Genomic DNA, 19,809 nt, shown 5'->3' on the forward strand with positions numbered 1-19,809 from the left:
ACAATCAGACGGGCCTCGGCGCTACGCTTACGGTCGTTCGCGCACCTGCGCCGGTAAAGGACACGACACATGACGACATCCCCAGATCGCCACACCACGCCGCCGGTTGCAGCAACCGATCGCAGCGACCCGGCTGCGAGCCCGCGCGTCAAACTCTACAGGCGGCGCATTGCCATCGACCATCCCGACCCGAAAACCGGCGAACGGCTGCTGGCCGACGCGCTCGGTGCCGTCGACCGTGACGCGTTGCAAGGCATCTTGAAGCAATTGGTGAAAGCCAGCGTGATTGCGCAGAAGCCGGACGAGGCCAATCTCGCCTTCATGATCTCGATGATGAAGAGCATCGCGCCGAGGGACTCCATCGAGGCCATGCTGGCGGCGCAGATGGTCTCCATTCACGTCCTGGCGATGCGCTGCGCCCATCGCCTCGCCTTCGCCGACGACATCCCGCGGCAGGACAGCGCCTCACGCGCGCTCGCCAAGCTGGCGCGAATCTTTCCGGCCCAGGTCGAGGCGCTCAACCGGTACCGCAACAATGGCGAGCGGGCGATCACGGTGGAGAGTCTGACGGTGCAGGATGGCGCAGGAGCCGCCGCGAGCCACGCCGTACAGCACGCGGACATGCTCGTAACGGAGCAAGACACCGGGGACACAGCGATGTTAGCAGGATCGAGCTCGCCTCGCGAAGCCGGCGAAGGCGAACATGAACCGGTCGTTGCCGCACAAGGCGCCACCGCGTGAGCGGCGATCACACCCGCAACACGGCTGCGATGCAGGCGAGTCCGCGCTGCGGCGCCAGGACACGCACCGGCACCGCCTGCCTCGCGCCGGCGGTGCACGGCAAGACCCGCTGTCGCATGCATGGCAGCGCCGCGAGATCAGGCGCACCGAGGGGAAATCAGAATGCGCGGAAGCATGGGCTATTCACGCAAGACCGGATCGCAGAACGAAGGGCGATACGGGCGCTGCTGGCGAGACGCGGAAGCTGCTGCAAGAGCTGGGCTAGGCCGTGTACCCATAAACCCCGCGGCGTGATGCGACGAAGGCTACGCCTGCTTTGCCCCAATAGCGACCAGGTTCGTGCGGCAGCACAAGAGGTCGCGATGGGCCATTCGCGACATTCTAGCGGTGCGCCGACGAATTCCGGTCTACCCCGATAGGCAGACATAACGCATTCGTGAACCTCGCCACAGGGCGACCGCTGTCCTTGCGAATGAACACAAGGGACGGCAGGGGCGACCAACCCTACAGCGGGAAAACTTGCCACAGCGCCTGCCTCGGCTGCATGTCAGGACGTTCGAGGCAGCATTCCCGTTCCGGGGAGGCGCGATATGCTGCAGTTGAAAGACAAGGTCGGACGGTTCGCGACGACAGGGCGCAGCTGCCAAAACTGGAAAAAGGATCAGGAGCTGGTCATTTCGCTGCTCAACAAGATCGCCATTTCCGACGGCGGCGCCGAGAACACGCTTAAACCACAGATGGTCGTGACCGGTTACGCCAGCGACGGCCTTTACAACTCGATTCTGTACTTCCAAAAGAAGAACTTTCCCGGCACGCCTGACGGCTATGTTCGGCCTGCCGGCCCGACATTCAGTCGGCTCGTTGAACTGTCGACGAAGGCGGCTGCCAAGCCCGCCCTGCCAAAGGGCCAATGGGACGCAATCGCGACTCCTTCCGTCGATGCTGCACTTCGCAAAGGCCTCATCGACGATTCAAAGCTGGACTACGCAGAGATCGTTGACATCATCCGGGCTACCGTCGCAGACGGCATGGTCACCGCATTCGAGCTGGACGACCTGACCACCATTGCGAACACCTCCAGAACGCTCTCCCCCACCTCGAAAAAGCTCATCACGCTCTTCGTCGGAGAAGAATACAAGGAGAAGCGCGGGATCGGACCGTACGACCTCAATTCCGACCAGAAAAAACTAGCCGCGGAAATGGTCTGCGATTTCCTGAAAAACACGAGGACGACGTTCTTTCCGAAGCTCGACCCACACCGCGTCGGCATAGGTATTCTCAGGCGCATTGCGAAGCCGAGCCTCATCAATCAAGATCAGGGAAGTCTGTGCGGGCCATCCGCCCTGATGTTCGGCTACGCGTCCGACAAGCCAGGGTCTTACGCGCGGTTCGCGATCGATCTCTATCAGAAGGGGCAGGCGAACCTTGGCCGCCTGCTGATCAAGCCGGGAAAGGATGTGAGGAACTTCACGCCACCCTGGTCGCTGGACCACGTCGATTGGCTGACATGCGCCTCCATACGCGATTCGGAGAACTGGTTCCTCGATTTCGACGACACAGGCAAGATCAGCGATCTTGCGGGTGTCACCCTGCCGAGCGAAATGGAGCAATGGTTTCGCAAGGCAGGATACCGGGACGTGCGGGAGAATACCAACATTTCGCGATACAACAAAGACATCGACGATGTAAACGAAGCCAACCGGCTGCTCGACAGCGGATATCGCGTATGTCTTTTCATAAGCGCCAATATGATCGACTATGACGACCAGTCCGATAAAGGCTCCGCGTTTACAATGCACTGGGTCGTGCTGCGCGAGAAGATACAAGTGATGAACGGGTACGTGAAGGCGAAGGTCTTCTCATATGGCGATGGAGACTACGTGATACCGCATCCGCAGGAAAAAACCGGTGCTGTCAAGCCCCTCGCCGTTCGGGACTTTCTTATGAATTTTTATGGGTACGTTGCTGCCAAGGGGTGACCGGGGCGAGAAGCGCCGAAGGCATCATCATGCTGGTCACGCACGAGATGGCCTTCTTCCGATGTCTCGACCTGCGTCGGCTTCATGAATGCCGGCATCATGGCCGAGGATCGGCACGCCCGAGGAAACCATCCGCCAGCCGCGCAGCGAAACGGCTGAAGGTTCTTGAGCCGGTTTCACGAGGCGCACCGAGGCTTGTACTCGCAGAACGCCCGGCAGTCAGGGCGCGTATGAGGTCCGCTGTGCCCCTGATAGCGGCGCAATAGCGGATCTCAGCAGAGGTCGGCTTTGGGTCAAAAGCAGCGATCAGGGGTAAGCGCGGGGTGTGTCGGGTTTACCTCCGTCAGCTGACACGCTGAGACCTGAAGCACGGTTCGGCTCGACGATCGCATTCGCGATGTCCGGCCGCTTGAGGGGACATACGAAGACTGGTCGGTCGACATTGGGAAGACGGCGGTTAGCCTCCGTCGGAGATGCTACTGGTCTTGAACCAAAGGCCAAGCGAAGGTCGTCAGACACAGCATGGCGGAGCCGATCGCGATGCCAACTAAACGCTCTAGCCCAGGCGTAATATCTGTGATCGGAGCTGGTCCCTGAACTAGGGTGATGAGAAGCCCGAGCGTGAACTGCGTTCCGAGATAGTTGATCTCCCGTCCTGTCTGGATTTGGTAGCCGATCCAGACGCCGGCAGCGAGGGTGAGCACGGTTACCGGCAATCCTGTGCCGAACAGGCCAATAGAGACAAGAGCGACCGCGCTACCAAGCAGGCATCCGAGCGCCCTGTGGGCTATCCTCTCGTAGATCGTAGCATATCGGCGGTTCCCCACCGCGGCCGATGGGACGATCATGATGACGTACGATGTGACCGCAGTTTGTGAGAACTCCTCAATGCCGAACCACCGCCAGATGAGGGGAAGCAAGGCGACGGCCAGCGCCGCGCGCGTACAGTGCTCGAGCAGCAGCCAATTCTCTCGCAGCCAGCTCTCATTCAACACATCACGCAGGCGTCCACACCAGAGCATGTCGTAAGCATGTTGTTCCCTGCGGCTCGGTGTATCCGGGAACAGGCTTGCAACAACAAGGCATGCGCACGTTCCGACCGTAATCTCCGCCACCCGCGTGGCGGCGAAATGCACGACAGAGTCTGGCGAGGCGAGCGCCTCGGTGATGACCATCCCGGCCGTAAGGCCAAAGAACAGCCATGCGTAACTGTAGTTGGTCGCCAGCGACTGAAAGGTGCCGATCCATGACACAAGGAAGAGGAAAACGATTAGCAGCAAAGGGGCGTCCGCTGCGCTGGGCGCAAGCAGGAGCCCCAGCAGTGCTCCACCGGCAGTGCCCACGATTCGCATCAGTCCCCGCCGGAATGTCTCGGCGAGGCTGCCACGTATCACCATGTAGCCGCTGAACGCTGCCCAGGAGAGATCATCAAGGTTGAGAATGGTTGCCGCCGCGACAGCAACCAGCACCGAGATCACGAGTTTTGCTGCGTCTCTGGCGCGCGGGCCGCGAAGCTCGAGCGATTTGAGCTCACGCACCAGGGCTTGCGGTATGGGTCGCAGGGCCGATATCAGGAGCGGCATCGTCAAGATTCTCCCAATCAGTAGATGACCAGGACGCGGGCGTCGACGCCCATGAAGAGTTGGTCGCTCCCAGGAGATTCGAGCAGCGTGAATCGAACTGGAATCCGTCGTTGCAGGCGAATCCAGTTCACCGTTGGAGATACGTAAGGGACAAGTGTCTCGCTTCCTTGCTGGCGACTAATGCCGTGCGCCAGACCTTGGATGCGCGCGCGATAAAGATGCCAGGGATGGCTGTCGAGCCAGATCCAGGCGAGGCCGCCGGGATGGAGGTGTCGTAGATAATATTCCTTGTAATTGGCAACGACGCGCCAGGCGTTTCCATCGACGATCGCAACCGCTGCCTGGCTCGTGGAAACCATGTCGCCAGTTTGAATGGCAAGATGCGTCACGAAACCATCACCGGGCGCCACGACTTTGGTGCAGCCCAAGCGCCATTCGGCGAGAAGACGTGCAGCGTGGGCCGATGAGACGGCAGCCTTATCCAGGCTGAGAGTCTCGTTCTCCTTCTGCAAGGCAGCTTCGGCAGCATGTTGCTGGGCCGCGCTTTGCTCCTCGGTGGTACGAGTCGTGTCGAGGGCCTGCCGCGGAGATCGTACCGGACTGGGCAAGCGGCGTGTCACGGCGCAGGTTTGCCGCAGCGAGCCTCTCGGCAGCACCCGCCGCTTCCTTCTGCGCCTGCAGAACCTGCAACTGCGCCCGGTCGACCGGCAGCTGCGCCTCAGTTCGCGCCTCCTCCGCGCGCGCTTGCTCTACGGCCAATCTGAACGGAACCGGATCGATGGTAAAGAGGAGGGTTCCCCGCTTCACCCATTCGTTGTCTTTCACAAGAACCGCTGCGATCGGACCCGTAACTTCCGGCGTGATCGACAGCACATTGGACGTGACGTATGCGTCGTCCGTATAGGCGAACAGATAGCCCGATATCCACCAGGCTAAGACAGTTGCTGCAACGGCGAGGAGGAACAGCAAGGCGCGCCGGCGGTGCGAAAAAACGCGCGATCGATCGAGTTCGGGTGTCGCGGAAAGCGAAGGTGCAGCAACCGGGAGACGGGGTTCCATGTTCCCAATCGCCGGCTCGGGGATGGACTTGTCTTTCAGACTGACGTTCAGATTCTGGTCCAATTTCGATCGTCCAAGTCAATCGGCGCCCCCGATAGGAGATATTTGATTTCGATAATCGCGCAGTCAAATATATAGGAAGCACGATCTCGATAGCTTTTGGCACTGACATGGAACTGCGCCACATCCGCTATTTCCTCGCGGTTGCCGAGGAGAAAAACTTCACACGCGCCGCTGCGCGCGTTGGAATCGGGCAGCCGCCGCTGAGCCAACAGATCAAGGATCTTGAGGCCGAAGTCGGGGCTGCGCTCTTCCATCGCATTCCCCAGGGTGCTGAACTGACCGAGGCAGGGCGCACTTTTCTAGAGAACGTGCGGGTCATTCCTATGCAGGCGGAGCGCTCCATTCGCGCCGCGCAGAGGGCTGCGCGGGGTCAAATCGGTTCGCTGCGGGTCGGCTTTACCAACTCGGCACCATTTAATCCCGTTGTTACCTCGACAATCCGATCGTTTCGCCGAGCTTATCCCGATGTGGATCTGACGCTGGAGGAAGCAAGCACATCCCGCCTCCTTGCGGGCCTTCGGGAAGGAGAGCTGGACGCGGTGTTCCTGCGCCCCGATGAGGGCGAGGACGATCTACAGTTTCGGCGTCTCTCCAGCGAGCCGATGCTCGTCGTATTGCCCGCAAGCCATCCGGTGGCGAAGTCGACTGAAATCGATCTTATCAGGCTCAAAGGGGATCCGCTCATTCTGACGCCGCGCGGATCGGCCTGGGTTGACACAGTCATCGCGGCCTGTCGGCGGGCGGGCTTCGAGCCGACCCTCGGGCAGTCCGCGCCGCAGATCAGCTCTGTCGTCAGCCTGGTGGCAGCTGAGCTTGGCTTTTCGCTCGTGCCGGCGTCAATGCGCCAGCTTCATGTAACCGGCGTCACCTATCGTGAGGTCAAAGGGGACGCTCCAATCGTGCGCTTGGCTCTGGCGTTCCGGCGTGGCGAGACCTCGAAGATCGTCCGCAACTTCATTGCCCAGGCGGTGGCGTGAAACAGGGGGAGACCTCGGGCAACGCTCAACCTGCTGGCAACCATACGGGAAATAGACGCGACCGGCTCGGCTCAAACAAGCATAGATTGCGGCAGTTCGTCTCACGAGGGGCCAAGTGTGCTTGCCCGGGAAGGCGCAAAATATGTTACCCGCAGATTACGTTTTTGGTCTGGCTGTTGCGTTAGTTGTAACCCTAAACCTCTATTTCGCGCCTCGTATCGAGCGGGACCGCATCGCAATGCAGTGGGGACGCAACGGCGAGCCAACATGGAGCGCCCCAAAATGGTTCGCGATGTGGGGAATGGTTGTCTTCATGGGAGCTGTTCGGCTCTTTATTTGGCTGGTTTCGACCTATGCGCCGCAGAGCGTGCACGGTGTTGAACTAGGAATAGTCATTTTCTCGGTGGTCGCTTTAGCCTCCCATTTGTTCGTTTTGATGAAGGCGAGAGCGGCACACTGAGCTAGGTCGTGAAAGTCGGCTAAGGGCCACGAGCGGTCATCAATGTGGTGTTGTGACGCGGTGGCCTGAGGCGGCCCGAAACTGGTGAAAGCACAACCTTTAGTGTATTGGTATCAGCCGCTCGCGTGGACGCCCCTTGAGCTTGGACGCGCTGTCGTAGGTTGTGCCCCTTGAGAGCGCCGTCCGCGGTTGAGACTAGCCTTCGACTGAGTGTCTGTTCCAAAACATGTTGAGTCGAATGAATCGGTTGTGATTCAAGGTGAGCGGCCTGATTCGATGGGGACGCGCCGCCAATGTGGACTACCGAGAACCGTGCACGCTACGACCGCAGCCGCCTGCGCTATCCGAGCGACTTGACCGACGAGGAGTGGGCGCTGATCGCGCCTCGCATCCCGCCGGCCAAGCGCGGCGGCAACAAGCGTACGGTGGACCTGCGCGAGATTGCCAACGGGCTGATGTACATCCTGAGCACAGGTTGCCAGTGGCGCGCGATCCCCAAGGACCTGCCGCCGCGCTCGACGCTGTATGGCTACTTCGATCTGTGGAGCTGGAACGGCACGCTCGATAAAATTCATCACGCCCTCTATGTCGAATGTCGCGAAAGGGCCGAGCGCGAGGCTTCTCCCACCGCCGCCATCATCGATAGCCAGAGCGTGAAAAGCGCTGAAAAAGGGGGCCTCATGATCTCCATGGCTACGACGCGGGCAAGAAGATCAAGGGCAAGAAGCGGCACATTCTCGTCGACACGCAAGGCCTCTTGATGCACGCCATCGTGCATGCGGCGGACATCCAGGATCGCGACGGCGGCGTGCTCCTGATGGCAACGTTGTTCGGCCTCTATCCCTTTCTTCTGAAGCTCTACGCCGACGGCGGATATCAAGGGCCACATTTCCAGAAGGGGCTGCGTAGCGCTCTGAAGCGCGTGAACCTCGAAATCGTCAAACGCTCCGATCAGGCTCACCGTTTCGTCGTCTTGCCCAAACGCTGGATCGTCGAGCGTACCTTTGCCTGGCTCGGGCGATGCCGAAGACTGTCCAAAGATTGGGAATGCTTCAATCACAGGGCGCTCGCCTTTCTCAAGCTGGCCTCCATCCGACTCATGCTGCGAAAGCTATGCAATCCAAGGTAATCTTTCCGGACAGACTCTGAGTTTCGTTGCCCATGACTGGCTGAGGCGTTCAAGCGTGCACCACGGCTACGGCGAGATACCTGTAACACCAACGATGATCCAGGCAGTACACCTGAACACAGGGGCGACGACGTCATGGATGCGTACAACTATCCGTATATACGGGACAGAGTCGTCATCAATGCCTATGTGCAGAGCTTCTATAATAACTTTGTAGGATCGGGGCCGGTCTTTCTACTTGGGCGAGTTGTGATCCATGAGGTTGACCTCATAGTCGGTCAGAAGCCCCTGATCATCATCGCCGACGAGTATCACGGCAACGGAAAGGGGATTAACGCCAGGGGAGCATACCCCGGCGGGGGTGGCGGCACCGTCATTGTCCGGTGTAAGCGATCAACCGGCGCCTATATCAGCGTGTCTGGTGGTCACGGAGCTGCCGGCGCAACGGGCGCGGATGGCACCGAAGGCGTGCCCGACACCATTATCGAGGGATACTGGATCACGGTCCCCGATCCCTGGCCCATGGAAACCACACATGAGGAATGGGTTCCCGGCGAGATAATTCCCGGCACGCCAGGAAGTCCTCCCAGCATGGGCACCAGCGGCGGAGCAGGAGGAAATGCCGGCACGCTGACCTTCACGACCATGACCGAGGATGGCTTTCCCGCACTTGAAGCGGAGGGCGGTGGCGGTGGTGCGGGCGGTGCCGGAGGGTTCCTGGGTGACGAACAAGCCTCGTCTGGCGCGGACGGAGCTTCGGGCATCTCGTCGACCATCGCTTACACCGTTGCTTCCGAAGAGGAGTTCCTGGCGCTTGTGCGCAGTGATCTTGGCGTTTACGCCAATTACTGGGCCCCGTTCCGTATTGCTGTCGGGGACTATTTTTATCACAGGTACAACTCTCGCGTGACCGATCGTGCAGGCTATCTGACGCTTGCTGCAGGTGAGCTCGCGGCCGCGCTGCAGTTTCAGCCGGACAATGTGGAGGCCCTTCATCTGCAAAGACAGATGGTGGGCTTTCCTGAGCCCGTTGCAGGGACGGACGAGGTGGTGTGGAAGGGTGGCGGCAACAACGCGCTGGGCCTGCCGCGCGAAATGGACCTGTTGCCGCGGTTTGACTACTACATCGCCGCCTATACCGGCTTTGGGTCCCTGACGCTGAGCTTCCTGACCATCGGCACGTCATGGCTTTTGGGCGCGGAGGGAATCGCGGTCATGAGTGAGTTCGCGGCGCAGCAACTCACGGAAGTCCTCGCGGCGCGCGCAAACAGCAGTGACGAGCTCGACATAGCGAAGACCGAACTGAAGAATTCGGCTGACGAAGTCACCTATGCGAAGCAACGGCTCGACAAGGTGACCGCCGAAAATCAGACGGCGCTGCCGGTGATGGCGACCAAGAGTTTCTCTTTCGGCGGATTCCTCGGCACGGTGGCGTCGATCGGCGCGGCGGTGGTGAGCATCGTAGCCGCGATCCCGACAGCGGGCGCGAGCGTCGTCGCGCTTGTGCCGTCATTGGTCGCGCTTTCCAACTCCCTCAGCGACAATGCGGAACCGATCGTAAAGGCTCTGATCGACGACGCAAAGGTCAAGGACGCAGACCTCAAGCAGGTCAAAAAAGCCTACGAGGAAGTGGGCAAGAACGTCGACGCTGTCGTCAAGGGCGGCAAGTCCATCGTGAGCTTCGTGAAGCTGGTGCAAAATCTCAACGCCACCGCGGCGCCCGACAGCTCCAAATATGTCGCGCTGGTCAAACAGGGTGCCGAACTGGCTCACGAACTGATGCTTGCCGGGAGCCGGGCGACCTTGGCCCAGCAGCGCCTTGACGCCGCAACCGCCAAACTTGCGCGGGCCGAAGCGGTGGTTGCATCGGTGAATAAGCTGATATCCGACCTGCTGAACAGGCAGCACACGATTCGGCAAGTTGGACTGGCTGCCATAGACATAGCAGCCTCAAAGGCCCAATCGCTGCAGACACTGGCCTTCCGGGCGCAAAGATCGGTCGAAATATATACGCTCGACGACCAGGAACAGAACGTCTTCCTGGATGCTGGAATGATTAGTCCGGACGTCAGCCGGGCCTTCTACGAAGGCGAAAAGGACGAAGCCGCTCTCGCAAACGCCTTGATCGCGTCCTGGGGCAGCATCCTGAACCCCGTCAATATGCAGCTGTCCTATATCTCCTACTTTGACGCCAGGCCCGACTGGGACACCCATAGGCTCTCGTTCACGGACGGTCCGGAATTAGCATCGCTCCGCAATACACATAGCTTCAGCTTTCGGCTTGAAGCGACGGACCTGCCCGAAAGCCACTTTGAGACCAAGGTCAAGAACGTGCTCGTCTCCTTTGTTGGAGCGCGCAATCAAAGCGGAGAAATCTCATGCGTGGTGCGGCACGGCGCGCAGTATGAGCAGCGTCGACTGGAGGGAACGGTTGAGGTGCAACATCTGGCGCCCCAGACCGTCAATCGCCGGGCGGAAACGACGCGGCTGGACCGCCCCGTCGAGAACACCGACCCACCGATCGATGCTCCTACGTCATTGGCCATCTGGGGCCGCGGCGTGGGCGGAGATTGGGACGTGACGATTGAGCCGCACGAAATCGAAGCGGGCTCGTTGGACTTGAGCGGACTATCGGAAATTCAGGTTTGGATCGATTATCAGTTCACTCGCTAGCAATACCGTTTCGCGGCCAGGCTCTCTGATGCAGTGAAGGACCGCTTTGGGTCATTCGCATCTATCGAGCACTCCTCGGTTTCTGTCAGCTCCCCTGAGAGCCGACATGTGAAGTGCCGGCAGAGCCACCATCAAAAACCTGCCGATTGGCCGGACCGCACTCGCCGCCGTCGGCGCGGATATCAAACAGTCACTCCGCCGCAAAGACCCTTGATTTCTTCCGGTCCAGCTCTTCGACGACGTCCTCTTCCTGAGGATCGCTTCCTGCGTGTGGTTTCGGACTGAACCATTGCGAGACACGGTCCAGATAAAGATAGACAACCGGCGTGGTGAAGAGCGTCAGGACCTGGCTGACCAAGAGACCGCCGACCATGGCGTAGCCGAGCGGTTGACGCAGCTCCGAACCGGTCCCGTGGCCGAGCATCAGCGGCACGCCGCCGAGCACCGCCGCCATCGTGGTCATCAGAATCGGACGGAAGCGCAGCAGGCATGCCCTTCGAATGGCCTCAACCGGCGACAGGCCCTGATCCCGCTCCGCCGCGATCGCGAAGTCGACCAGCATGATGCCGTTCTTCTTGACGATGCCGATCAGCAGGACGAGGCCGATCAACCCGATCAAACTGAAGTCGAAATGGAAGATGAGGAGCGTCGCCAGAGCGCCGACACCGGCCGACGGCAGAGTCGACAGGATCGTCAAGGGGTGAATGTAGCTCTCGTAGAGCACGCCGAGAATGAGATAGACCACGATCAGCGCCGCCACGATCAGCAAAGGCACGGAGGAGAGAGACTCCTGGAATGCCTTCGCCGTGCCTGCGAAAGTCGAGGTGATCGCGGCCGGCACGTTCATCTGCTTTTCCATCGCGTCGATCGCCTGCGTCGCCTGGCCGAGCGCGACGTTGGGCGCGAGGTTGAAGGAGATCGTCACCGCGGGAAACTGTCCCTGATGGTTGATGGCCAGAGGCCGGACCGGAGCCGTGGTCCACTTGGTGAACGCCGACAGCGGCACCTCTCCCCCCGTCGTCGGTGAGCGGAGGTAGATCTGCTCCAGCGTGGACGGATTCTTCTGGAGCGAGGGCAGCACCTCGAGGACGACATAGTAGGTGGACAATTGGGTGAAATAAGTCGCGATTTCCCGCTGCCCGAATGCGTCATACAGGGTCGCGTCGATCACGTCGGGAGTGATCCCGAAACGAGCGGCCTGATTGCGGTCGATCGACAGCGTCAGCGTCGTGCCCGACGTCTGCTGGTCGGACGCGACGTCGCGAAGCTCGGGCATCTCCTTCATCTTCGCGAGCAGCTTCGGGGCCCATGTGTTGAGCTGGTCCATATCGGTCGACTGCAGCGTGAACTGAAATTGCGTCCGGGAGGCCCGGCCGCCGACACGTACGTCCTGCGCCGACTGGAGGTAGAGCCGCGCGCCCTGGACCTTCGCCGTCTGGACCTGCAGACGACGGATGACCTGGTCGGCCGAGTCGGTGCGTTCATCCCGCGGCTTCAACGTAATGTACATCGTGCCGTCGTTGAGCGTATTGCCGCTTCCGCCCATCCGCATCGCCATGTGGTCGATCGCAGGGTCCTTCAGCACGATCGCGCCGATCTCCTGCATGTGCTTCGCCATATCGGCGATCGACACGTCCTGCGACGTTTCGACGATTCCGGTGATCAGCCCGGTATCCTGCTGCGGAAAGAACCCTTTGGGGATGATCACGAAGAGATAGACCGTCAGCGCGATCGTCGCGAAGAACACCATCAAGGTGATGAAGCGGAAACGCAGCACGAGGTCGAGGCCGCGCTCGTAGCCGTTCACGAGGGCCTGGAACATCCGCTCGCTGAGCATATAGAGCCTGCCGTGATGCTCCTCGTCGTGCGATTTGAGGAAGCGCGACGCCATCATCGGCGTCAACGTCAGCGATACCAGGGCCGACACGGCGATCGTCATCGCGAGCGTCACCGAAAATTCGCGGAACAGGCGGCCGATGATGCCGCTCATCAGCAATAGCGGAATCAAGACCGCGATCAGCGAAACGGAGATCGAGATGATCGTGAACCCGATTTCGCTCGCGCCCTTGAGCGCGGCGGCCATCGGCGTCTCGCCCTCCTCGATGTAGCGGGTGATGTTCTCCAGCATCACGATGGCATCGTCGACCACGAAGCCGACCGCGATGGTGAGAGCCATCAGTGACAGATTATCGAGGCTGTAGCCGGCGATCCACATCAGCGCGCAGGCGCCCAGCAACGCAAGCGGCACCGTGATCGACGGAATGATGGTGGCCCAGACGCTGCGCAGGAAGACGAAGATCACCATCACGACGAGGCCGATCGTCAGCAGCAGCGTGAACTGCACGTCCTTCACCGCCGCGCGGATCGTCTGCGTGCGGTCCGACAGCACCGAGACCTTGATGGCCGGCGAGATGCCCGCCTGCAGGTGCGGCAGCTGCTTCATGACGCTGTCGACGGTGTCGATGACGTTGGCGCCCGGCTGCTTGAAGATGACCAGGAAGACGCCGGGCTTGCCGTCAACCCAGCCGTACTGGGTATTGTCCAGCGGCGCACTGACGGCATGGCCGATGTCGCCGACACGGACGGGACTGCCGTTCCGATAGGCGATGACGATGTCGTTCCAGGCCTCGGCCTTGGTGAACTGGTCGTTGGCATAGACGGTGTAGGTGCGGGTGTCTCCGTTGAGGGTCCCCTTGGGATTGTTGACGGTGATCACCGAGAGCGGGGTGCGCACGTCCTCCAGCGACAGGCCCTTGGCCACCAGCTTGGCGGGATCGATCTGGACGCGGATCGACGGCGCCTGCTGTCCACCGACGCTGACCTGGCCGACGCCGCTGATATGGCTGATCGCCTGCGCGAGCTTGGTGTAGGTCTCGTCGGACACCTGCGTCATCGGCAGCGTCGTCGAGGTGGCGCCGAGCGTGAGAATGGGTGAGTCGGCCGGATTGACCTTTCGGTAGGTCGGCGGGGTCGGCATGTTCTTGGGCAATTGCCCGCTCGCGGCATTGATGGCGGCGAGCACGTCGGAGCCGGCACCGTCGATGTTGCGCGAGAGATCGAACTGCAGAACGATCTGGGTCGAGCTGGTCTGGCTCTGCGACGTCATCTCCGAGACGCCGGGAATCAGCGCAAATTGCGATTCAAGCGGCTGCGCGACCGAAGAAGCCATCGTTTCCGGATCCGCGCCGGGAAGGTTGGCGGAGACCTGGATGGTGGGGAAGTCGACTTCCGGCAGCGGCGCCACCGGCAATTGTGGATAGGCGATGATCCCGACGAAGACGATGCCGACCATCAGCAGCGACGTCGCGATGGGAAGGCGAATGAAGGGAGCCGAGATACCGCCAGCCATGTCAGTCAGCCGATCCGGTCTTGGTTCCGCTCGTGGCCGGAGTGGCAGTGGCGCTTGCATCCGCCATCGGCGCAGCCGCAGGCGCTTCCTCGACCAGCGCGCCATCGAACAGGCGTGACTGTCCGGCCACCACGATCCTGTCTCCGACGTTCAGCCCTTCGGAGACCACCGCATTTGCATCGCCACTCTGGCTGACCTTGATCGGCCTCGCGCTAACCTTGCCATTGTCGCCTATCACATAGGCGAACAGACCCGACGGCCCGTGCTGCACGCCATCCTGCGGCACGACGATGACGTCCTTGCGCGTGTCGATCAGCATCCGCGTGGTGACCGACAGGCCGGGCCACAGCGCATTGTCCTTGTTGTCGAAGCGCGCTTTCAGGCTGATGGTCCCGGTGGCCTGGTTCACCGAATTGTCCATGACCACGAGCCTGCCTTGCGACAGTGTCCTGGTTCCGTCCGAGGTCAGCGCCTCGACGGGCACCTCACCGGCGTCAAAGGCCTTGTCGATGGCCTGCAATTGCTCTTCAGGCTCCGTGAACTGCACGGCGATCGGCTGAAGCTGGGCGATGGTGACGATCCCCGTCGTATCCGCGGCATGCACGATGTTGCCGGGGTCAACCAGCCGGAAACCCGTTCGTCCGCTGATCGGCGCCTTGATCGAGGTGTAGCCGAGATTGGTCTGCGCATTGTCGATGGCGGCCTCGTCGCCCTTCACCTGCGCGATCATCTGATCGACCAGGGCCTGCTGGGTATCGAGATTTTGCTGGGTCTCGAATTGCTGCTTCGCGAGCTTCTGAAAGCGCTCCAGGTTCAACCGGTCGTTCCTCAGATTGGCCTCGTCCTGGGCCTTCTTCGCCACCGCCTGCTCGAGAGCCGCGGTAAAGGGGCGTTGATCGATCTCCAGAAGTGGATCGCCCTCCTTCACCATCTGCCCCTGTTTGAAGAACACCTTGATGATCTGACCGTCGACGCGGCTCTTGACCGTCACCGTCTTGAACGGCGAGACGACTCCGAGACCGTAGGCGCGCACGGGAAAGTCGGCCTTCTTCACTACGAACGAGGTGACGGGAATCTTCGCCGCGGCCTGACTGGCAGCGCTTTGGGCGGCCGCTGCGGCTGGCTTGACGCCCCCGAGGAGCTCATACCATACGCCATAGGCCACCGCGGCTATTGCAAGGATTCCAAACAGCGCAACGCTGAGCTTCGGTCGCGTTGACAAATTGATGGCCCTCTAACTGTTTGTACCTGCCTACGGGTGACCCGACTGATTGCAGGTGAAACCGCCGCCTCGGATTGGAAGTATCGCGGACAAAATCCCTGCGTCAAAATGACGATCGCGTGCGAAAATCTGTACAAATTTTCATGTTCGCTCGCTGCAAAACGCAGTCGCGCAATCAAAGCGTCCAACGAAGGAAAGGCAGAAACAAACAGAAACGAAATGGAGAGACGTAAGAGGTCACCGCGGCATCACGCTGAATTGCGCCGGCGCTCGCGAATTTCAGGATCGCTCGCCTCAAGTCAGGCCTTATCATTGAAATTCAGCAAGCGCTGCTTGATGGGAACGAGGCGCGGGATGAAGGCTGATCAACCGAACCACCAGGGAAATGTCGTACCGTTTCGGACGCGATCAGGAAGCGGCAGAGATCCGGTTGATCACGCACGATCCGGCAACATTTTGCGGATGCTCGACCTCTCGAAGTTCGAACACCATCGCCCCGCTGTCGAGAACCGCCCCAGCATGCGTTCCAACATCGCGGCAATGGTTCTGCTCGGGCTTCTCGTATTCATTGCAACAGAGGACTTTTCCAGGCTCGAGCAATCGAACCTTTGCTTCGATAAATCGGAATGCAGGAATTGAACAGCGCTCGTCATCAACTGACGGCGTAACGACGAATCGCAGTTTCAGCGGCAGGCGTGTCGGCCAACCGGCGTTCGCACGGATGTCAGCGATGTCCGGCTTGCCTTCAACGAGGAACGAAGGTCCGGAAGACCCCATTGGCACCGTCCCGCCAATCGTGTAACCCGGCCGAAACCCTCGCCGGGACGGGACGCTGATGAGTGCGGTTGCCACTGATAACGCGGGAGATGGCACCCGCGCGCTGATCTTTGCGCTGCTTGCGCTCGCCTGCGGGCACATGCTCTCGACCTTGCTGCGCACGATTCCCGCCGTCAGCCTCGACCTGATGGCGGCGGATTTCCACATGGAGCCGCAGGCGCTGGCGAGCCTCACCTCGGTCTATCCCTTTGCCTTTGCCGCCGCGCAGATTCCGGTCGGCGCGGCGATGGATCGCTTCGGCGTGCGGCCGGTGTCGCTGAGCCTGCTTATGGGAACCGTGATCGGCGCCATCGCGTCGGGATTCGCGACGGGGCCGGAAAGTTTTGCGGTCGGGCAGGTGATGCTCGGCATCGCGACATCAGGCATGCTGATGTGCCCGATGACGCTGGCGGCCAAGCAATTGTCGGCGGCGCGGTTCGGGCTGTGGTCCGGCGCGATCCTCTCGATCGGCAATATCGGCATGCTGCTGTCGTCGAGCCCGCTCGCTTTCGTGGTCGATCATTACGGCTGGCGTGCCGGGTTCTGGATCTCGGCGCTCGGCGGCGTCCTCGTCGCACTCGCGGTGTTCTTGCTGGTGCCGAGGCAGCCGGCCGAGCACAAGGACGAGTCCTCGCCGCTGTCGCAGATGATCGAGGTGCTCAGGCTCGGACTCTCGCGCCCCCTGCGTGGCCTGATCGCGCTGGCGCTGGTGTCGCTTGCGACTTCGCTGGTGCTGCGCGGACTATGGGGCGGGCCTTGGCTGATGGAGGTCAAGGGACTGACGCGAGTCGAGGCCGGCAACCAGCTCGGCGCATTCACGCTGGCGATGATCGCAGGTCCCCTGTGCATCGGCATGATTGACCGCAGGCTCAGTCGCCGCCGCGAGCTGGTGGCGGGCACGCATATGGTCGGCGCGCTGCTGCTGGCGCTGATGGCGCTGGGGGCGCCGCATTATGCGGTCTCGATGCTCTTCGGCGTGCCCGTGATGCCGCCGCAATATGATCTCGTGCTGTTCGTGCTCATTGGCCTTGCGACCTCCGCCCAGCCGCTGCTGTTCGGCATGTCGCGGCAGTTGGTCGATGCGCAAACCGCGGGCAAGGCGCTCGCGGCGATCAACCTCGCCTTCTTCCTCGGCGCCGCCCTGATGCAATCGATGACAGGCGCGGTGGCGGCATTCGCGGGGCTGCCTGCGGTGCTGCTGTTCATGGCGGCGGCGCTTCTTCTGGGCGCGCTGATCTTCCTGGCCTATACGCGCACGGCTTGAAGCGGCCTCGCACAACAGCGTGGCCGGCTACGCCCAGCCCAGCGCACTGTTATCGACATTCCCGATTCTTCCTGTCGCGCCAGCCTCTGTGAAAAGTCGCAACCTGCAGTGGCCGTTATTTCCACTGTGACCCGGTGGTTACAGCCGTCGCATGACTCGCCGGATATTGTGACCCGATCGCGAAGTCGGACAACTCACCAGATGAAGTCGCTGGCCTGTGCGATGCCGACCCGCACGATGCGCTTCAGGCGCCATTGCCGTTAGTTGAAGGAAGATCCTCGCATGACCACCAAAACCCTTTTCAGCGCCATTGCGCTGGCCGTTTCGACGTGGACCTCGGCCATGGCGGCGGACGTGTCGATGCCGTACAAGGCGGCGCCCGCGGCCCCGGCGTTCTCCTGGACCGGTTGCTATGTCGGCGGCAATGGCGGCGGCGGCCGCGGGGTCAACGAGCAGCAGCCCATCGCCGGGACGACGTTCAATGCCGATCACAACAGCGGCTGGCTCGCTGGTGTGCAGGGCGGCTGCGACTATCAGGTCGGCTCCCTCGTGGTCGGCATCGAAGGCCAGTTCGATTGGGCCGACATGAAGGATACCGCCACGACACTGACTCCGGGCGGCGGCTTCGGCTTCCTGCTGACGACCCGGCTCGATCGCGTCGCCACCGCGACCGGCCGCATCGGCTACGCCTTCGATCGCGTGCTGTTCTATGCCAAGGGCGGCGCCGCCTTCGCCCACTTCAACCATCAGATGACGGAGACCGATTTCGCCGGATTCACGGCTGATTTCAAGGGGTCGCGCGATGTGACGGGATTCGTCGTCGGTGCCGGCCTCGAATATACGCTGCTACCAAACCTGTCGTTGAAGGCCGAATACAATTATTTCGACTTTGGCACGAACGGCTACACCCTGAACTGCTCCGGCAATCCCGGATGCGCCGGCACTCCCTTCTTCCCGGCGAGCGTCCGGCAGAACATGCAAACCGTCATGCTCGGCGTGAATTGGCGATTCAATACGGCTGTCGCCCCGCTCGTCGCGCGATACTGATTTTTGTGCCGAAAGCGTCGGCGGCGCGTCGTGTTCGGCGCGCCGCCGCCAACAGCCGCCGTGGCTTTGATGCGGTCGTCCCTGCCCCGCCCTAAATTCACCGGACTGTCCGAGAGGCCTTGCGAAACACGGCGCAGCGAAGGATGCTGACGCGTACCGTGCATCAAAGGACCATCTCATGCCTGTCGACACCAAAGCCGCCACCGATCGCCTCATGCGCTTCCTCTCCGTCGAGGGCGTCACCGGACAGGAGGCGGCGATCGGGCGCGAGCTCACCGCCGCGCTGAAGGAGAGCGGCGTGCCGGCGAAGGCGATCCGGCTCGACGACGCCAACACCCGCATTCCCGTGCCGACCGAGACCGGCAACCTCATCGTCGACCTGCCCGGCCGCGGCGCGCTGCACAACCAGCCGCGCATCATGTTCATGACCCATATGGACACCGTGCCGCTGTGCGCCGGCGCCAAGCCGAAGAAGTCCGGCCGCAAGATCGTCAACGAGGCCAAGACCGCACTCGGCGGCGACAACCGCTGCGGCTGCGGCGTGCTGGTGACGCTGGCCGCCGAGCTCGAAAAGCAGAAGCTCGATCATCCCCCGATCACGCTGCTGTTCTGCGTGCGCGAGGAGAGCGGGCTCTACGGCGCGCGCCACGTCAAGCTCGACGAGCTCGGCTCGCCGGCGATGGCCTTCAACTATGACGGCGGCTCGGCCTCCAACGTCATCATCGGCGCCGTCGGCGCGGACCGCTGGAATGTCGAGATCTTCGGCCGCGCCTCGCATGCCGGCGTCGCACCGGAACGCGGTATCTCCTCGACCATGATCATGGCGCTCGCGCTCGCCGACGTGAAGTCCGGCGGCTGGTTCGGCAAGGTCGTGAAGGGCAAGAGCCAAGGCACCAGCAATGTCGGCCCCGTCACCGGCGGCGAGGGCCGCCCGGCGGGCGATGCCACCAACGTCGTCACCGACTACGTCCATGTGCGCGGCGAGAGCCGCAGCCACGACGGCAAATTCTTCAAGGAGATCACCAAGGCCTACAAGGCCGCGTTCGAGAAGGCCGCCAAGAAGGTGACGAACGCGCAAGGCAAGTCCGGCAAGGTCAAGTTCAAGGCCGAGACCGACTATTTTCCTTTCCGCATGAAGGACAACCTTCCGGTCGTCAAACGCGCGGTCGAGGCGGTGTCCGCGGTCGGCGGCACCCCGAACGTCCGCACCGCCAATGGCGGCCTCGATGCCAACTGGATGGTCCGCCACGGCGTTCCCACCGTGACCTTCGGTGCCGGCCAGAACGAGGCGCACACGATCGACGAGTGGATCAACCTCGACGAATACGACCGCGCCTGCGCGCTGGCCGTGCAGCTCGCGACGATGCGGTGAGGCGGGTCGCGCGTGAGCTCAGAGAGATCATTTGTCGCCAATGACGGCACCGTCATTGGATATCGGCAACTGGGC

The 19,809-nt window shown here is 61.6% G+C and carries 15 protein-coding genes and 1 pseudogene; 10 read left to right on the forward strand and 6 right to left on the reverse strand.

Annotated features, from left to right (window positions below; genetic code table 11):
- Nucleotides 1-69: 69 nt before the first annotated feature.
- The 3 genes from HAP41_RS34585 to HAP41_RS34590 all read left to right on the forward strand — a co-directional run bounded on the left by HAP41_RS34585 (nt 70) and on the right by HAP41_RS34590 (nt 2,720).
- Nucleotides 70-741, forward strand: a complete 672-nt coding sequence (locus HAP41_RS34585; protein ID WP_166088630.1) for a hypothetical protein — start codon at nt 70-72, stop codon at nt 739-741.
- Nucleotides 742-770: 29 nt separating this feature from the next.
- On the forward strand, nt 771-1,160 hold the full coding sequence (locus HAP41_RS50425) for an HGGxSTG domain-containing protein (RefSeq protein WP_321576689.1): 390 nt from the start codon (nt 771-773) through the stop codon (nt 1,158-1,160).
- Between the two features lie 171 nt (nt 1,161-1,331).
- Nucleotides 1,332-2,720, forward strand: coding sequence for a hypothetical protein (locus HAP41_RS34590; RefSeq protein ID WP_063984876.1), 1,389 nt, complete (start codon nt 1,332-1,334; stop codon nt 2,718-2,720).
- Between the two features lie 476 nt (nt 2,721-3,196).
- Here HAP41_RS34590 and HAP41_RS34595 read toward each other — a convergent pair whose 3' ends face one another.
- The 3 genes from HAP41_RS34595 to HAP41_RS34605 are packed head-to-tail and all read right to left on the reverse strand — an operon-like array spanning nt 3,197 to nt 5,425.
- Nucleotides 3,197-4,303 carry an FUSC family protein gene (locus HAP41_RS34595; protein ID WP_166088615.1) on the reverse strand — a complete coding sequence of 369 codons (1,107 nt, stop codon included), beginning with the start codon at nt 4,301-4,303 and terminating at the stop codon, nt 3,197-3,199.
- Between the two features lie 17 nt (nt 4,304-4,320).
- Nucleotides 4,321-4,815, reverse strand: coding sequence for an HlyD family secretion protein (locus tag HAP41_RS34600; RefSeq protein ID WP_166088612.1), 495 nt, complete (start codon nt 4,813-4,815; stop codon nt 4,321-4,323).
- Complete coding sequence (locus HAP41_RS34605) at nt 4,781-5,425, reverse strand: HlyD family secretion protein (protein ID WP_166088594.1); 645 nt, start codon at nt 5,423-5,425, stop codon at nt 4,781-4,783. The genes HAP41_RS34600 and HAP41_RS34605 overlap by 35 nt, the downstream gene beginning before the upstream one ends.
- A gap of 107 nt (nt 5,426-5,532) precedes the next feature.
- Here HAP41_RS34605 and HAP41_RS34610 point away from each other — a divergent pair, with 107 nt between their 5' ends.
- The 4 genes and pseudogenes from HAP41_RS34610 (at nt 5,533) to HAP41_RS34625 (ending at nt 10,664) form a co-directional block, all read left to right on the forward strand.
- A complete protein-coding gene (locus tag HAP41_RS34610) occupies nt 5,533-6,402 on the forward strand; it encodes a LysR family transcriptional regulator (RefSeq protein WP_166088569.1) in 870 nt (289 codons plus the stop codon).
- 142 nt (nt 6,403-6,544) lie between these two features.
- Nucleotides 6,545-6,862 carry an SdpI family protein gene (locus tag HAP41_RS34615; RefSeq protein ID WP_166088553.1) on the forward strand — a complete coding sequence of 106 codons (318 nt, stop codon included), beginning with the start codon at nt 6,545-6,547 and terminating at the stop codon, nt 6,860-6,862.
- 293 nt (nt 6,863-7,155) lie between these two features.
- Nucleotides 7,156-7,991: pseudogene (locus tag HAP41_RS34620) on the forward strand (IS5 family transposase).
- 135 nt (nt 7,992-8,126) lie between these two features.
- Nucleotides 8,127-10,664, forward strand: coding sequence for a hypothetical protein (locus HAP41_RS34625; protein ID WP_166088546.1), 2,538 nt, complete (start codon nt 8,127-8,129; stop codon nt 10,662-10,664).
- A gap of 190 nt (nt 10,665-10,854) precedes the next feature.
- On the opposite strand, the gene HAP41_RS34630 is transcribed toward HAP41_RS34625, so the two are convergent.
- The 3 genes from HAP41_RS34630 to HAP41_RS34640 all read right to left on the reverse strand — a co-directional run bounded on the left by HAP41_RS34630 (nt 10,855) and on the right by HAP41_RS34640 (nt 16,012).
- On the reverse strand, nt 10,855-14,013 hold the full coding sequence (locus HAP41_RS34630) for an efflux RND transporter permease subunit (protein ID WP_166088539.1): 3,159 nt from the start codon (nt 14,011-14,013) through the stop codon (nt 10,855-10,857).
- A 1-nt stretch (nt 14,014) separates the two neighbouring features.
- A complete protein-coding gene (locus HAP41_RS34635) occupies nt 14,015-15,235 on the reverse strand; it encodes an efflux RND transporter periplasmic adaptor subunit (protein WP_166088528.1) in 1,221 nt (406 codons plus the stop codon).
- 408 nt (nt 15,236-15,643) lie between these two features.
- Nucleotides 15,644-16,012, reverse strand: a complete 369-nt coding sequence (locus tag HAP41_RS34640; protein ID WP_166088524.1) for a hypothetical protein — start codon at nt 16,010-16,012, stop codon at nt 15,644-15,646.
- 58 nt (nt 16,013-16,070) lie between these two features.
- On the opposite strand from HAP41_RS34640, the gene HAP41_RS34645 reads away from it, so the two are divergent.
- The 3 genes from HAP41_RS34645 (at nt 16,071) to HAP41_RS34655 (ending at nt 19,734) form a co-directional block, all read left to right on the forward strand.
- Nucleotides 16,071-17,315, forward strand: a complete 1,245-nt coding sequence (locus HAP41_RS34645; RefSeq protein WP_166088518.1) for an MFS transporter — start codon at nt 16,071-16,073, stop codon at nt 17,313-17,315.
- 282 nt (nt 17,316-17,597) lie between these two features.
- Nucleotides 17,598-18,362: an outer membrane protein gene (locus HAP41_RS34650; RefSeq protein WP_166088503.1), complete on the forward strand. Its 765-nt coding sequence runs from the start codon at nt 17,598-17,600 to the stop codon at nt 18,360-18,362.
- 178 nt (nt 18,363-18,540) lie between these two features.
- Complete coding sequence (locus HAP41_RS34655; RefSeq protein WP_166088500.1) at nt 18,541-19,734, forward strand: M20/M25/M40 family metallo-hydrolase; 1,194 nt, start codon at nt 18,541-18,543, stop codon at nt 19,732-19,734.
- Nucleotides 19,735-19,809 lie beyond the last annotated feature (75 nt).

Source organism: Bradyrhizobium barranii subsp. apii (assembly GCF_011516635.5).
Taxonomy (GTDB): domain Bacteria; phylum Pseudomonadota; class Alphaproteobacteria; order Rhizobiales; family Xanthobacteraceae; genus Bradyrhizobium; species Bradyrhizobium barranii.

Excerpts from the sequence above, each read along its gene's own strand:
- HAP41_RS34585 (WP_166088630.1), top strand. The coding sequence starts at position 70 with ATGACGACATCCCCAGATCGCCACACCACGCCGCCGGTTGCAGCAACC.
- HAP41_RS34590 (WP_063984876.1), top strand. The coding sequence starts at position 1,332 with ATGCTGCAGTTGAAAGACAAGGTCGGACGGTTCGCGACGACAGGGCGC.
- HAP41_RS34650 (WP_166088503.1), top strand. The coding sequence starts at position 17,598 with ATGACCACCAAAACCCTTTTCAGCGCCATTGCGCTGGCCGTTTCGACG.
- HAP41_RS34615 (WP_166088553.1), top strand. The coding sequence starts at position 6,545 with ATGTTACCCGCAGATTACGTTTTTGGTCTGGCTGTTGCGTTAGTTGTA.
- HAP41_RS34640 (WP_166088524.1), bottom strand. The coding sequence starts at position 16,012 with ATGGGGTCTTCCGGACCTTCGTTCCTCGTTGAAGGCAAGCCGGACATC.
- HAP41_RS34645 (WP_166088518.1), top strand. The coding sequence starts at position 16,071 with ATGAGTGCGGTTGCCACTGATAACGCGGGAGATGGCACCCGCGCGCTG.
- HAP41_RS34655 (WP_166088500.1), top strand. The coding sequence starts at position 18,541 with ATGCCTGTCGACACCAAAGCCGCCACCGATCGCCTCATGCGCTTCCTC.
- HAP41_RS34610 (WP_166088569.1), top strand. The coding sequence starts at position 5,533 with ATGGAACTGCGCCACATCCGCTATTTCCTCGCGGTTGCCGAGGAGAAA.
- HAP41_RS34630 (WP_166088539.1), bottom strand. The coding sequence starts at position 14,013 with ATGGCTGGCGGTATCTCGGCTCCCTTCATTCGCCTTCCCATCGCGACG.
- HAP41_RS34595 (WP_166088615.1), bottom strand. The coding sequence starts at position 4,303 with ATGCCGCTCCTGATATCGGCCCTGCGACCCATACCGCAAGCCCTGGTG.
- HAP41_RS50425 (WP_321576689.1), top strand. The coding sequence starts at position 771 with ATGCAGGCGAGTCCGCGCTGCGGCGCCAGGACACGCACCGGCACCGCC.
- HAP41_RS34625 (WP_166088546.1), top strand. The coding sequence starts at position 8,127 with ATGGATGCGTACAACTATCCGTATATACGGGACAGAGTCGTCATCAAT.